This is a genomic window from Psychrobacter sp. TB20-MNA-CIBAN-0197, assembly GCF_040309765.1.
Classification (GTDB): Bacteria; Pseudomonadota; Gammaproteobacteria; order Pseudomonadales; family Moraxellaceae; genus Psychrobacter; species Psychrobacter submarinus.
Map to the genome: position 1 here is coordinate 1 of NZ_JBEOPC010000340.1, position 292 is coordinate 292.

1 protein-coding gene is annotated in these 292 nt (G+C 64.7%); it reads left to right on the top strand.

All coding sequences use genetic code 11. From position 1 onward, the window contains the following. The coding region (locus AAEY83_RS13930; protein WP_351059722.1) for a hypothetical protein at positions 1-182 on the top strand (182 nt) is incomplete at its 5' end. Positions 183-292: the final 110 nt, after the last annotated feature.

Here is a 292-nt window from a genome sequence, read left to right on the forward strand (position 1 = left end):
CCCCGGCGCTGCTCGGCAGCCCGAACGACCAAATGGTCAGCTACTTCGTCGCCTTCTACACCAACACCAGCATCAACTGGGGCATGGCCACCGCGCTCGGCGGGCTGCTGCTGCTCGCCACCATGCTGCTGTACGTCATCTACAGCTGGCTGGTCGGTGCCAGCCGCCTGCGGCTGGGTTGAGATGACGCACGTCGCGGCGCGGCCGCCTTTTCAGAGTCTTCATGCCGGGCAGGAGAACCTTTCATGCTGAGCCCCTACATGTCACCCGTCGAACGGGCCTGGTACTACGC